This window comes from Caecibacteroides pullorum (assembly GCF_019239235.1).
GTDB classification, from domain to species: Bacteria; Bacteroidota; Bacteroidia; order Bacteroidales; family Bacteroidaceae; genus Bacteroides; species Bacteroides pullorum.
On sequence record NZ_JAAZTS010000004.1, the window covers coordinates 57,054 to 71,048 of the forward strand.

At 51.3% G+C, this 13,995-nt stretch carries 9 protein-coding genes and 1 other RNA gene; 6 read left to right on the plus strand and 4 right to left on the minus strand.

What is annotated here, in order from left to right:
- Window positions 1-10 precede the first annotated feature (10 nt).
- The 4 genes from HF894_RS04770 (at window position 11) to HF894_RS04785 (ending at window position 7,298) form a co-directional block, all read left to right on the plus strand.
- On the plus strand, window positions 11-1,495 hold the full coding sequence (locus tag HF894_RS04770) for a complex I subunit 4 family protein (RefSeq protein WP_204971296.1): 1,485 nt from the start codon (window positions 11-13) through the stop codon (window positions 1,493-1,495).
- 90 nt (window positions 1,496-1,585) lie between these two features.
- The gene (locus HF894_RS04775; protein WP_204971297.1) at window positions 1,586-3,025 is read left to right on the plus strand and encodes an NADH-quinone oxidoreductase subunit N; all 1,440 of its coding nucleotides are present in this window, start codon (window positions 1,586-1,588) and stop codon (window positions 3,023-3,025) included.
- 367 nt (window positions 3,026-3,392) lie between these two features.
- The gene (locus HF894_RS04780; RefSeq protein ID WP_204971298.1) at window positions 3,393-6,092 is read left to right on the plus strand and encodes a TonB-dependent receptor; all 2,700 of its coding nucleotides are present in this window, start codon (window positions 3,393-3,395) and stop codon (window positions 6,090-6,092) included.
- 51 nt (window positions 6,093-6,143) lie between these two features.
- Window positions 6,144-7,298, plus strand: coding sequence for a hypothetical protein (locus tag HF894_RS04785; RefSeq protein ID WP_204971299.1), 1,155 nt, complete (start codon window positions 6,144-6,146; stop codon window positions 7,296-7,298).
- A gap of 379 nt (window positions 7,299-7,677) precedes the next feature.
- On the opposite strand, the gene HF894_RS04790 is transcribed toward HF894_RS04785, so the two are convergent.
- The 3 genes from HF894_RS04790 to HF894_RS04800 all read right to left on the minus strand — a co-directional run bounded on the left by HF894_RS04790 (window position 7,678) and on the right by HF894_RS04800 (window position 10,948).
- Window positions 7,678-9,033 (minus strand): MATE family efflux transporter, encoded by a 1,356-nt coding sequence (locus HF894_RS04790; RefSeq protein WP_204968776.1) that lies wholly within the window; start codon window positions 9,031-9,033, stop codon window positions 7,678-7,680.
- 66 nt (window positions 9,034-9,099) lie between these two features.
- Window positions 9,100-9,762 (minus strand): murein L,D-transpeptidase catalytic domain family protein, encoded by a 663-nt coding sequence (locus HF894_RS04795; RefSeq protein WP_021846735.1) that lies wholly within the window; start codon window positions 9,760-9,762, stop codon window positions 9,100-9,102.
- A 145-nt stretch (window positions 9,763-9,907) separates the two neighbouring features.
- On the minus strand, window positions 9,908-10,948 hold the full coding sequence (locus HF894_RS04800) for a L,D-transpeptidase (protein ID WP_204971301.1): 1,041 nt from the start codon (window positions 10,946-10,948) through the stop codon (window positions 9,908-9,910).
- Between the two features lie 202 nt (window positions 10,949-11,150).
- On the opposite strand from HF894_RS04800, the gene HF894_RS04805 reads away from it, so the two are divergent.
- Both HF894_RS04805 and HF894_RS04810 read left to right on the plus strand, forming a co-directional pair.
- Window positions 11,151-13,091 carry a heavy metal translocating P-type ATPase gene (locus tag HF894_RS04805; protein WP_204971302.1) on the plus strand — a complete coding sequence of 647 codons (1,941 nt, stop codon included), beginning with the start codon at window positions 11,151-11,153 and terminating at the stop codon, window positions 13,089-13,091.
- An 8-nt stretch (window positions 13,092-13,099) separates the two neighbouring features.
- Window positions 13,100-13,537 (plus strand): Fur family transcriptional regulator, encoded by a 438-nt coding sequence (locus HF894_RS04810; RefSeq protein ID WP_204968779.1) that lies wholly within the window; start codon window positions 13,100-13,102, stop codon window positions 13,535-13,537.
- Between the two features lie 41 nt (window positions 13,538-13,578).
- Here the strand turns inward: HF894_RS04810 and ssrA are convergent.
- Window positions 13,579-13,976, minus strand: a transfer-messenger RNA (tmRNA) gene (ssrA, locus tag HF894_RS04815).
- Between the last annotated feature and the right edge of the window lie 19 nt (window positions 13,977-13,995).

A 13,995-nucleotide genomic window follows, 5' to 3' on the forward strand; every position in this document is an offset into this window, starting at 1 on the left:
ATTAAATAAAATGAATTTCTTATCCTTATTCGTTCTGATTCCCCTGCTGATGCTTCTCGGCCTGTGGCTGGCACGCGGCATCGGCCAGATACGCGCCGTGATGGTGACGGGAGCTTCGGCTCTGCTCGTGCTGGCAGGTGTGCTCACCGTGATGTATCTCAACGCCCGTGCCGGAGGAGCTACCAACGAAATGCTTTTCTGCGCCGACGTAGCCTGGTATCCTGCCCTCAACATCCACTACTCGGTAGGAGTAGACGGCATATCCGTAGCCATGCTGCTGCTTTCGGCCATCATTGTCTTTACAGGTACCTTCGCCTCATGGCGACTGCAGCCGCTCACCAAGGAATATTTCCTGTGGTTCACGTTCCTGTCACTGGGCGTGTTCGGTTTCTTTATTTCCATCGACCTGTTCACCATGTTCATGTTCTATGAAGTGGCGCTGATACCGATGTATCTGCTCATCGGCGTGTGGGGTTCGGGCCGCAAGGAATACTCTGCCATGAAGCTGACGCTGATGCTGATGGGCGGTTCGGCCTTCCTGCTGATAGGCATCCTGGGCATCTACTACGGTAGCGGCGCCACCACGATGAACCTCACCGAAATAGCCGCCCTGCACAACATACCCGTCGAACAGCAGCGCATCTGGTTCCCGCTCACCTTCCTGGGATTTGGCGTGCTGGGTGCCCTCTTCCCCTTCCACACATGGAGCCCCGACGGTCATGCTTCGGCGCCGACGGCGGTGTCCATGCTCCACGCGGGCGTGCTGATGAAGCTGGGAGGCTATGGTTGCTTCCGCATCGCCATGTATCTGATGCCCGAAGCTGCCAATGAGCTGGGCTGGATATTCCTGATACTGACAGGTATTTCGGTTGTCTATGGTGCCTTCTCGGCCTGCGTACAGACTGACTTGAAATACATCAACGCTTACTCCTCGGTGAGCCACTGCGGCCTGGTGCTCTTCGCCATCCTGATGATGAACCAGACGGCCTGTACGGGTGCCGTGCTCCAGATGTTGAGCCACGGCCTGATGACGGCCCTCTTCTTTGCCCTCATCGGTATGATTTACGGACGGACGCACACCCGCGACATCCGCGAGCTGTCGGGCCTGATGAAGATTATGCCGTTCCTCTCCGTCTGCTATGTCATTGCCGGTCTGGCCAACCTGGGTCTGCCGGGCTTGAGCGGCTTTGTGGCCGAGATGACCATCTTCAACGGTGCTTTCCAGCATGCCGACGTGTTCCATCGCACGTGGACCGTGATCGCCTGCTGCAGTATTGTCATCACGGCGGTCTACATCCTGCGTCTGGTAGGCAAGATACTTTACGGTACCTGTACCAACGAGCATCACCTGACGTTGACCGACGCCACATGGGACGAACGCACGGCGGTTATCATCCTCATCGTCTGCGTAGCTGCCCTGGGTATGGCTCCGTGGTGGATCAGCGGAATGATAGGCGACAGCGTGCTGCCCATCGTAACACTGATAAATGGATAATTGAAAATGGAGAATTGAAAATTAACAATCCATTTTCAGTTCTCCATTCAATAATTCTCAATTTTCAATTTTCAATTAACAATTAACAAAATGGATTATAGTCAATTTCTCGTGATGAAAGAAGAGCTGTCGCTGATAGCTGTCATCCTCATCCTCTTCATAGCCGACCTGTTCATGAGTCCCGATGCGCACAAGCGTGACGGACGGCCCGTGCTGAATACTATGCTGCCCGTGGTTCTCATGGCCCTACATACGCTGGTAACCATTGTGCCCGGTCCCGTGGCCGAAGTTTTCGGCGGTATGTACTACAATTCGCCCATCCAGCACATCGTGAAGTCCATCCTGAGCATCGGTACCTTGATTGTCTTCCTGATGGCACACGAATGGATGCGTCGCCCCGACACGTACCACAAGCAAGGTGAGTTCTACTTCCTCACCCTCTCCACGTTGCTGGGCATGTATCTGATGATTTCCGCCGGCCACTTCCTGATGTTCTTCATCGGCTTGGAGACGGCCAGCGTGCCGATGGCCGCGCTGGTGGCTTTCGACAAGTACCGCCACCACTCGGCCGAGGCTGGCGCCAAATACATCCTGATGGCACTGTTCTCCAGCGGCCTGCTGCTCTACGGCATCTCGCTTATCTATGGCACAGTGGGTACACTTTATTTTGCAGACATTCCTGCTCATCTGGACGGCAGTGCCCTGCAAATAATGGCCTTTGTGTTCTTCCTGTCAGGTATGGGATTCAAGATCTCACTTGTACCCTTCCATCTATGGACAGCCGATGTCTACGAAGGTGCTCCTTCGACGGTGACGGCCTATCTGAGTGTCATTTCCAAAGGCTCGGCCGCTTTCGTGCTGATGGCCATGCTTGTCAAAGTGTTCGCACCGATGGTTGAGCAGTGGCAAACGCTCCTCTATTGGATCATCATTGCCTCCATCACACTGGCCAATCTTTTCGCCCTGCGCCAGGAGAACCTGAAGCGCCTGATGGCCTTTTCGAGTATCTCGCAGGCAGGCTACATCATGCTGGGCGTCATCGCCGGCAGCGCACAGGGTATGACAGCACTGGTTTACTACATTCTGATCTACCTCTTCGCCAACCTGGGCGTGTTTGCCGTCATCACCATCGTGGCCCTGCGCGCACACAAATTCACGCTGACGGAATACAACGGCCTCTACACGACCAACCCGCGCCTGGCGTTCCTCATGACGCTCTGCCTGTTCTCGCTGGCGGGCATCCCGCCGTTTGCAGGCTTCTTCTCGAAGTTCTTCATCTTCGCGGCAGCCTTCCACAGCGGCTTCCACCTGCTGGTGTTCATCGCCTTGGCTAACACGGTCATCTCGCTCTACTACTACCTGCGCGTGGTGAAGGCCATGTACATCAACAAGAGTGATGAACCTATCGCCGCCTTCCGCAGCGACAACTACACGCGTGCCGCCCTGCTTATCTGTACGCTGGGCATCACGGTGCTGAGCATCGTCAGCGCATCCTACGAGTCCATCGGCCGCTACGCCTTCGGGATGTAAAGGCCGCACTGACCGACACACGGCTTCGCGCCCGCGAAATCCACTTTCCGACTTCGGGAAACGGGATTCGCGGGCGCGAAACGTATTTTCCGGTTTCAGAAAACGGATTTCGCAGGCGCGAAACGCATTTTTCCGTTTCAGAAAACGGATTTCGCGGGTGCGAAACGCATTTTTCCGTTTCAGAAACGGATTTCACGGACGCGAAACGCATTTTCCGGTTCCAGGAAGGGATTTCGCGGGCGCGAAATGCCCCGAAGCGGAATGTAACACCCGCGTAACGTTTCCGAAACAAACATGTACACGCCGTGTAACGAGCATGTAACCCCGTCTCCTCATCTTTGCAGCGGAAATAAGAAACGCATAAAAGATGAATATGAAAGTAGATTTAGGGAAAATCCTCTTCCTTATTTTATTCCTTATCCTTTCTGCCATGACAGCCTTGGCAGGTACCGTTAAAGGAACCATTACCGACAAACAGACGAAAGAACCGCTGACCGGAGCCACTGTGCAGGTGGCCGGAAGCACCCAAGGCGCCGTGGCCGACATTGACGGATGCTATACACTCCAAGTGCCCGACGGAGTGTACGACCTTGTGGTGCGTTACGTGGGCTATGTAGATATCAACGCCAGCCAGGTAAAGGTAAACGGCGAAACGATTCTGAACTTCGAGATGGAAACCGATGCGCAGACCTTGGGCGAGGTGTCTGTCGTGGCCAAAAAGAATCTGGAGGGCGAACGCGCCCTGCAAGTGGAGCGCCAGAAGGCTACGCTAGCCATCGAAAACCTGGGCGCCAAGGAAATGAGCATCAAAGGCATCGGCAACGTACAGGAAGGCGTGAAGCAGATTACGGGTATCTCCATCGCCGAGTCGGGCCAGCTCATCGTGCGCGGACTGGGCGACCGCTACAGCTCCACCACACTGAACGGACTGCCCATTGCCTCGCCCAACCCCGACAACAAGCTCATCCCGCTCGATCTCTTCCCCTCGAGTACGGTGCAGAACATCACCGTCAGCAAAGTCTATGATGCCAGCGCCTTTGCCGACTATAGCGGCGCGCACATTGATATCAGTACGAAGGAGAACGTAACAGACGAATTCCTGACCGCCAGCTTCAACGTTGGAGGACGGTTCAATACCCTGGGACGCGACTTCTATCAGATGGACCGCGACGGTACGCTCTTCAAGACGTCCTCGCTCGACGAAAAGATATACGACATGCCGCTGCTGGACTTCGACGAATATGTAACACAACACAACATCTTCAATACCACTTTCGATGTGGACAAGCGTACAGCTCTGCCCGAATTCGGAGGTAACCTGGGCTTCGGACGCAACTTTGCCGTGGGCGAACAGACCTTGAGTGTGCTGGGTTCTTTCAGCCTCAGCAACGAGACGCAGCGGATGGACGATGCCTTCTACAAGACACTCGAAGCCACAGGCAACGTACAGAACGACTTCACCTATGACGAATACACCTCTACATTGAAAATGGCCGCCCTGGCCTCCGTGGGCTACACCCTGCGCCAGCACGACCGCATCGGCTATACCTTCTTCTATGCCCGCAATGCCAGCGACTCCTATCAGAGCCGCGAAGGTGTGGACGCCGAAGGGCATAATCTGTGGGGAAGCAACGACATCACCCACATCTATACCCTCCAGAACCACCAGCTGAACGGACACCATGAACTGGGCAGCCAATGGGAACTGAACTGGGCAGGCTCTTATGGAAAAACAGGTAGCGAAGAGCCCGACCGCCGCCAGGTGATGTTCACCAAGGACGATGACGACAACCTACAGCTCTTCAAGCTGAACCGCCAGGAAACCATGCGCTACTTCGGCGAACTGAACGAAGAGGAATGGGTGGGCAACCTCGACCTGCGATACAACTGGACGGAACAGAACTTTGTCAAGATGGGTGTGGCCTACAAGAACAAGGACCGCGACTACATGGGTACCCGTTTCTATTACAACGTGAACAAGCTGAACCCCACCATCGACAACATCTACGACACCGACGGTTTCCTCAATCAGGAGAATGTAGAGAACGGCAGCATCGTCATCGAACGCAAGATGCAGCCCCACGACACCTACCGCGCCGGTATGGACATCTACGCTGGCTACATCCAGACGGACTTCTATCCGCTCAGCTCCTTGCTCGTCAACGTCGGCCTGCGCTACGAAATGACCAAGCAATGGGTGGAATACGCCATCGAAGGCGACCAGAAGTATCAGCGTCGCCGCGACCTGAACAAAAACGACTTCTTCCCCACCGTCAATCTGAAATACACCATGAACGAACGAAACAACCTGCGTATGTCGCTCTCGCGCACCGTGACGCGCCCCTCGTTCATCGAGATGGCTCCCTTCCTCTATCAGGAATCCTACGGTTCAGCACAGATCCGCGGTAACGAGGAGCTGCAGAACGGCTACAACTACAACTTCGACCTGCGCTACGAACGCTTTGGCCAAAATGGCGACATGCTCTCAGCAACGGTTTACTACAAGTTCCTCGACAACCCCATCGAACGTATCCAGAAGCTGCAAGGCGGAGCCACCATGCACTCTTTCCAGAATGCCGACCAGGGTATGGCGACGGGCGTGGAACTCGAATTCCGCAAACAGCTGGTGCGCGACCTGCGCCTGGGTGCCAACGTCTCCTACATGTACACCAACGTGAAACTGCCCGAAGGTGGTGCCTACACCAACAAGGACCGCTCCTTGCAAGGCGCCTCGCCCATCCTGCTGAATGCCGACCTCACCTACTCGCCCCGCTTCGATGAAGACCGCCAGCTCAACCTGTCGCTCCTCTACAACCTGCAGGGCAAGCGCATCCATGCCGTCGGCGTGTCACAGCTGGGCGACATCGACCAGATGGCTGTCCATACGCTGAACTTTAATGCCAGCTACAGCTTCAACCGACACCTCAGTGCCCGCCTCCAGGTCAGCGACCTGCTGAACCGTGCCATCGTCTTCAAGCAGGAAGTTCCCAAGACAGGCGAATATGTGGAAGTGGAACGCTTTAAGGAAGGCACAGCCTTCGAAGTAGGCATCAGCTATAATTTCTAACCACATTCAAGACAAAATCATACATTACTCTATAACTTAAAACTTTAAATTATGAACAGAAAATTGTTTTCAATGGCCCTTTTGGCCGGTATGACACTCTTTGCCGCATGTAGCGACGACGAAACAACCAACAACGGTGACAACAACGGTATTGCCGATGGCACAACCCTGAGCGGAACTGTCACCGAAGACGTTACCCTGAAATCTGGCAACACTTATAAACTGAGCGGCGCCTATACCGTAGAAGAAGGCGCTACACTGAACATCGAACCGGGTGTAAAAATCATCTCTGTCTATGACGACAACGTAGACTACATCCTCGTTAAACAGGGAGCTAAAATCAATGCCAAAGGTACGGCAGACGCTCCTATCGTAATGACATCCGAGAAAGAGGAAGCAGGCGCTTGGGGCGGTATCCACATCTGTGGCCGCGCCCATACCAATGCCGAAGGCGGTAAGGGAAGCTCTGAAATCGGCGGTGCCGAATATGGAGGCAACGACGACAAGGACAACTCAGGAACGCTGCAATACGTACGCCTGGAGTACACAGGTTATGCTTTCGATGAAGAACACGAAGCCAACGGCATCAGCTTCTATGGCGTAGGCAACGGAACAACAGTAGACCACTGTGTAGCCTACAAAGGATCGGACGACGGCTTCGAATTCTTCGGCGGATCGGTCAACATCAGCAACATGGTAGTCATCAGCTGTAGCGACGACTCATTCGACTGGACAGAAGGATGGAACGGTACAGCTACCGACCTCGTGGCTTATCAGGAAGCAGAAGCTACTCTGGGCTACGACTGTGACTGCCTGATCGAGGCCGACAACAACGAAAACAATTACAGCGCTACTCCCATCGCCCATCCTACACTGAAAAATCTCATCCTCGTAGGCAACGGTGGTTCCAAGCAAGGCGTACGCCTGCGTCGCGGTACCCAAGTTACGATGGACAACGCACAGATTTGTGGCAAAGGCAAGGCGCTGACCGTAGAAAGTACTGAAACCGAAACAGCGCTGACCGATGGTACTTCCAGCATCATCAACACCACCATCGCCAACGATGTAGACAGCGAGAAAGGTATCTATACCAACGATGTCTTTGCTGCAGCTGAAGGCAACAAGGTAGACGCCAACCTGAGCTATGCTTCATTGGACGACATCAAAGCCGCTTGCGACTGGATGACAGGCAACTGGGTAAAATAATTCCCTCATCAAATAAAACTTGCAGAATTGCCCAAGTTTACGATATCAATCGTATTCTTGGGCAATTTATCTTTTCCAGCTGCTCAAGTAGCTGTTTACATCTTTCTTCATCCGAAAGCATTGTTTTATCCGATGCAAAAAATGGGTTCTCCCCCTCGAAATACACATTCCCGTTTCAAAAAATGGGTTTCGACCCCTCGAAATGCACATTCCCGTTTCAAAAAATGGATTTCGACCCCTCGAAATGCATTTTCCCGTTTCAAAAAATGGATTTCGACCCCTCGAAATGTACTTTTCCGTTTCAAAAAATGGGTTTCGACCCCTCGAAATGTACTTTTCCGTTTCAAAAATGGGTTTCGACCCCTCGAAATGCCCCGAATCAAGAAACAACGGTGAAAGCCGTCCGTTTCATCCTTCGATAAACATAGATGAAAGCAGGAATGAGGAAAGCATCGGCAAAGACCCATGCCGTCGGATCGCCGAAGCAAACGGCAATGTACCCCCAGGCAGGCACGGCAATGACACTGACCAAAATACGGGCTATCATTTCGGACACCCCCGAAAGCATGGCCAGATTGGTGAAGCCAGATCCTTGGATGGTGTAGCGCAGGATGCAAAGCAATCCCAACACAGGAAAGAAACAAACGGCGGCATGAAGAAACAACACGGCATCGGCCAAGATTTCCACCTCGGAAGCATCCACAAAGAGCCGTACAAACATGCGCGAACCCGGCATGAGCACGCAGAAGGTAAATGCCCAATAAATCATCATCATCAGTGCACTGGACTTCACGCCCAGCCAAATGCGCTCAGGTTTGCCGGCACCATAGTTCTGGCCGGCAAAGGTAGCCATGGCAATACCCAGACTTTCGAAAGGACACATGAAGAACATCTTGATGCGGATGGCAGCCGAATAGGCGGCTACACAGGCGGTACCCAACGCATTGTTGGCACTCTGAAGCATGATGCTGCCAATGGCAGTAATAGAGAACTGAAGTCCCATAGGTACACCGATAGAAAGCATTGTACGCGCCAGACGACCGTCAAAACGTCGCTCGGCAGGTGTCGTGCGAAGAATGTCGAAATGACGCATCATGTAAAAGTAGCACAAGATTGCCGACACCCCCTGGGCTATCAGCGTGGCAATAGCGGCACCGGCTACTCCCCACCCCAACACAAGAATGCAGAAAAGGTCGAGCAAGATATTCAGCACGGTAGAAAACAACAGAAACCAGAAAGGCGTCTTGCTGTCGCCCAATGCACGAATGACACTGGAGAGAAGATTATAATAAAAAGTACAAGGAATGCCTATAAAGGTGACCAGCAAATAATAATAGGCATCATCAAAAATATTTTCAGGCGTGCGTATCAGACGTAAAATCCAGCCGCAAAGCAAGGCTGTAATCACCGCCAACGACAAGGACATGACAGCTGTCAGCTTAAGGCTGACTGCCACATAACGACGCATGGTGACATAGTCGCGTGCACCAAACTTCTGTGCCACAGGGATGCCAAATCCTCCGCAACAGCCGTTACAGAATCCCAAAATCAAGAAAACAACCGAAGTACTGGCGCCAACCGCGGCCAACGGATTGATGCCCAAGAATATTCCGACAATAGCAGCATCGACCATCGAATAGGTCTGCTGCAACAGATTGCCCATCAGCAGGGGCAACGCAAAATAAAAAATTTGCGGCAGGGTACGTCCCTCCGTCATTTCCACCGACTTAGCCATGTATATATTCTCCTGAAATCGGGTGCAAAATTAGCAAAAAAAGGAAAGCAGACGAATTGATTTATATCAAATAGCATCAGGCAGGTCACTCGCATTCAGCACTGTACTTTGAGCCAGATATTCAGGCGTGGGAGCATAAATATACATCACACTTCCGTCCTTGATCGCATCAATAATGGGGCGTGACAATTTCTGCGGCAAAGCAGGGCATCCGAAGCTGCGTCCCAGCCTTCCACCCCGACTGGCCACTGAAGGATCGGCATAGGCAGCACCATGTACTACGATAGCCCGCTCGCGAGCACGGTCATTGATACCTTTCTCCAATCCGTCAAGAAGGAGAGAATAGCCGTTACTCCCCTGATAAGTGGAGCCGGTAAGATAGAAGCCAAGGGAACTTTTATAGGAGCCGTATTCATTGGAAAAAGAAGTGGCATAGTTCTCACCACTATTTTTCCCATGGGCTACAACAGAAGAGAAAAGTAAACGGCGCCGAGCCATATCGAACACAAAAAAGCGTTCGGCCGTGGAAGGCAAAGAGAAATCTATCAGCGTCAATACGTCGCGCTTACGCCCTTCAATACGCTGATAACCTGTTACGGCTTGTCGGAAGGCTTTCCAGTTGACTACGCCTTCCAGTCCCATGTCGTGGTAAAGACTGCGGCAGGCATCCGCTTCCGAAACAAGAGAAGCTGTCGGACGTTGAGATACGCCACCTTCCTCCCGCCACATTGTACACGGAAGTAACCACAACAGACACAAAAGGATATATCGTAACTTCATTCTGGAAAATCCTAAAACGTTCGGGCGCAAAATTACAGAATTTCGTCCGAACGTCTGTCAGACAGATAGTTAAAAGTGACAAATGCTCTTTCCTCTATTCAATGACGACCACTAACGCTTGCTCCACAGGCGCCCAATCAAAAATGAATTTTGAATGAGACGTGGCATTGCGTACACACATGTGTGAACGGGGCGTAGTACCCAGCGACCAACTATACTCTATCATGGCTGTACGTGGCACATTGACCGGCACTCCATGGATGTAGGCACCATTGGTGAAACGGCTGGCATAGGGAGCATATCCCCCCGTCTCAGCCGAACCATCTTTCAGGAAAACCATACGCGTCTTCTTTTGCTGAACGAGATACATGCCAAGAGGAGTTTCCTGCGCATAAGGTGGCACATGCCGACCTGTCGTGGCAGGGTTCATGCTGCGTATCTTCCATTCTCCTCTGCCCGTCCGCTCCAACGTAGCAATGTTTTGGTCACGACGATCGACAAAGATGACGTGGTGAAAAACTGTAGTGTCTGCCAAGGGTTTCAGATAACGTTCAGGTACAAGCCATTCTTCTTCGAACGTAGCCGGCAGGATACGGCAAAAGCTACCTTCACGCCCCTGCAGATAGGCGATGGTGCCATCACGCCCGTAACGTTCGGGAGTCAACGTATCAGTCAAAAGATAAAGAGGTACAGATTGATAACGCTCCACACCCAATGTATCGGCTACACGATGGTAGGCATTACGTACATAGCGACGCACCAGCGGAGCTTCACTATTCAAATTTCGATAATTCTGCAACACAACCCAGCGGACAGAATCCTGCTGCATGTTTTCAATATAAGCCAGACACTTACGCATCACCTCCCATTTGAAAGAACGCACCGTGTCTTTATAAGGATAAACGTCGTCCAAAGTATATTTGTCGTAAAGCAGTTCTTTGGCCAATATCACATCAGAAGCCTTTAACAAAGACACTTCAGGCAAAATTATTTCTTCCCTTGCCGATAATGTATCATGTTTCTCCTCCATTCTCTCCCCCAAGGTTGCCGAATCGCCAACAACCTGTGCCTCTCGCTGCCTGCCACACGCAACCAGCAAACTAATAACAGACAATAAAAGGACAAAATGTTTCATAACAAATATTTGATTGTCAAATCAAAACAACTCTATCAACCACATTGTTCACAAAAATACGGACGGACCTTCAAGCTATACCAACCAGCTCTATAAATCTTTTGACAAATATAAAATTTATTTTGTATCTTACCAAGTTTGCAACCAAGTTGCATCCTCAAAACCTTACCTTTGTAGCAGGTAAAACAATACAAGAAAAAAGATGAGTTGCCAATGTTGTTCGCACAATCACGTGCATACCGCCTGTTACAGGCAAAAAGGTTTTATAGAAGTATATGGTCGGATGATGTTATCAGGACTATTACTGATTGGAGGTATCATATTACAAGCCACAGAAGTTACCATGTTTCAACAGAAAGGTATATCCCTCGTCTGGTATCTGGCTGCCTACCTGCCTGTAGCCCTCCCTGTATTGAAGGAGGCTTGGGAAGGACTGGCTCGAGGAGAATACTTTAACGAATTTACCCTGATGTTTATTGCAACCATCGGTGCTTTTGCCATCGGCGAATACCCCGAAGGCGTAGCGGTAATGCTTTTCTACTCGTTAGGAGAACACTTTCAGGACAAGGCAGTAAACAAAGCCCGTCGAGACATCCGTGCTTTACTCGATATCCGTCCAGAAAAGGCTGTTGTCATCCGCAACGGACAGGCTATAGAGGTCTCCCCACAAGAAGTACAGATAGGAGAAGTGATTGAAGTCAAAGCAGGCGGACGTGTTCCCCTCGACGGAACTTTATGTAATGAGAACGCCAACTTCAACACGGCGGCCCTGACTGGTGAAAGTCTACCCCGCGATATAAAAAGAGAGGAAGAAGTGTTGGCGGGCATGATTTCTACAGAACGGACAGTACAGATCCATGTCACACGACCCTTTGCCGACAGTGCCTTGTCGCGCATTCTACGTATGGTACAGGATGCCTCGGAGCGGAAAGCACCCGCCGAACTGTTTATCCGCAAGTTTGCCCGCGTCTATACGCCTGTCGTCACCGCCCTGGCAGTTCTTATCGTCCTTATCCCTTGGCTCTGGTCGCTATGCGGCGATACCTTCGATTATGTGTTCAGCGATTGGCTCTACCGTGCATTGGTCTTTCTGGTTGTATCGTGCCCCTGCGCACTAGTGGTCAGTATTCCGCTGAGTTATTTTGGAGGTATCGGAGCCGCGTCACGACAAGGCATCTTGTTCAAAGGAGGAAACTATCTAGATGCTATCAGCCGTATCAATACTGTTGTGTTCGACAAAACCGGCACCCTTACCCGAGGCGAATTCGATGTGCAAACTTGCGTACCTCAGCCTGGTATCAGCGGAGAACGCCTTATCCAGTTAGCCGCCTCGGCAGAACAGGACAGCACGCATCCATTGGCAGCAGGTTTGATACGCTACGCCCAAACTCATCGTATCAGCCTATTGTCCATATCGAACGTCGAAGAAATGGCAGGTTGCGGCATACAAGCCACCCTCGACAATCAAACAGTATTGGTAGGAAACATTCACCTGCTGGAACGTGAAAGCATCGCCTATCCTTCAGCCTTGCATGAAGTAAAAGGAACAATCGTAGCATGTGCCGTCAATGGCCAATACATCGGCTATCTCACCCTAACCGACACCTTGAAAGCCGATGCCCGACAGGCCATCAACGAACTAAAGGAGTTGAACATTAAAAAAATTCAGATACTTTCGGGTGACAAACAATCCATTGTCACTACCTTTGCACAGCAGCTAAGTATTGAACAGGCCTACGGAGATTTACTGCCCGAAGCCAAGGTGAAACATATAGAAAACTTGAAGCAGGACAACACTTGCCGCATAGCTTTTGTCGGCGACGGCATCAATGACGCACCTGCCCTGGCCTTGAGCCACGTAGGCATTGCCATGGGAGAATGGGGAAGCGACGCAGCCATCGAAACAGCCGACGTCGTGATACAGACCGACCAGCCCTCACGCATCGCCACCGCCATACGAACTGGACGACAAACACGTCGCATTGTCTGGCAGAACATCCTGCTTGCATTGGGAGTTAAGATAGCCGTATTGGTACTGGGAGCAGCTGGAATGGCAACTTTATGGGAAGCCGTATTTGCTGACGTAGGGGTAGCCCTGCTGGCCGTACTTAACGCCATGCGGATACAGAAATTGATAAAATAAAAGATTATATGGAGGAAAATACTTATCTGGAGTTATTAGCCAAACGAGAAATACAACCAACCGCCATACGCTTGCTGGTACTAAAAGCCATGATGCAAGCCGGTCAGTCTGTTTCGCTGGCCGATCTGGAAGACAGACTCGACACAGTGGACCGTTCAAGCATCTTTCGCACCCTCACCCTCTTCCTATCACACCACCTCATCCACAGCATCGACGACGGAACAGGTTCATTCAAATATGCCGTATGCAGCTCATCATGCTCATGCGAAGTGAACGACCTGCACACCCATTTCCATTGTGAGAAGTGCAACCGAACCTTCTGCTTTACCAACATTCCCACACCGATGGTAAAGCTACCTGAAGGCTTCAGCCTCCACAGCATCAACTATGTACTGAAAGGCATTTGTCCGGATTGTGCTGCGAAAGAACATCAAAAGGGCCTTTGAACAACTACAAGTTCAAAGGCCCTGCTATCAGAATTCCGATATAGTGGAGCTGGAGGGAATCGAACCCTCGTCCAAACGAGGAAATCATAAGCTTTCTACATGCTTATCTCTGCCTTCGATTTTCGAATGCAGGCAAGACCAGAGCCACCAACCTGCACCTTATCTCCTAAAACTTCGCAAAGGCCGCGGAGAAAGACCTGAGCTATTCCCGATTTTGCTGTGCCACTTTACCAAACGCTTCGGAACAAGAGCTTTTGAGTGACATCCCGTTTCCACCACTTTGGCGGAAATAAAGCTAATCTACTGTACTTCGATTAAGCAGCGAGAGCATAATTTTCGTTGCCAGATAAAAGTTTGATAACTGAGATTAGAGTGGAAATTACCGACCCACTGCATGCTTACCTACCATTTCTACCCGCTGTCAAATCCAGTCAACCCCGAAGTCTTGATGCACGGTT

Bases quoted from the DNA above. Each gene is read 5' to 3' on its own strand.
- HF894_RS04800 (WP_204971301.1), bottom strand. From the start codon at position 10,948: ATGAAACATTTTGTCCTTTTATTGTCTGTTATTAGTTTGCTGGTTGCG.
- HF894_RS04775 (WP_204971297.1), top strand. From the start codon at position 1,586: ATGGATTATAGTCAATTTCTCGTGATGAAAGAAGAGCTGTCGCTGATA.
- HF894_RS04805 (WP_204971302.1), top strand. From the start codon at position 11,151: ATGAGTTGCCAATGTTGTTCGCACAATCACGTGCATACCGCCTGTTAC.
- HF894_RS04795 (WP_021846735.1), bottom strand. From the start codon at position 9,762: ATGTGGCGGGAGGAAGGTGGCGTATCTCAACGTCCGACAGCTTCTCTT.
- HF894_RS04810 (WP_204968779.1), top strand. From the start codon at position 13,100: ATGGAGGAAAATACTTATCTGGAGTTATTAGCCAAACGAGAAATACAA.
- HF894_RS04770 (WP_204971296.1), top strand. From the start codon at position 11: ATGAATTTCTTATCCTTATTCGTTCTGATTCCCCTGCTGATGCTTCTC.
- HF894_RS04780 (WP_204971298.1), top strand. From the start codon at position 3,393: ATGAATATGAAAGTAGATTTAGGGAAAATCCTCTTCCTTATTTTATTC.
- HF894_RS04785 (WP_204971299.1), top strand. From the start codon at position 6,144: ATGAACAGAAAATTGTTTTCAATGGCCCTTTTGGCCGGTATGACACTC.
- HF894_RS04790 (WP_204968776.1), bottom strand. From the start codon at position 9,033: ATGGCTAAGTCGGTGGAAATGACGGAGGGACGTACCCTGCCGCAAATT.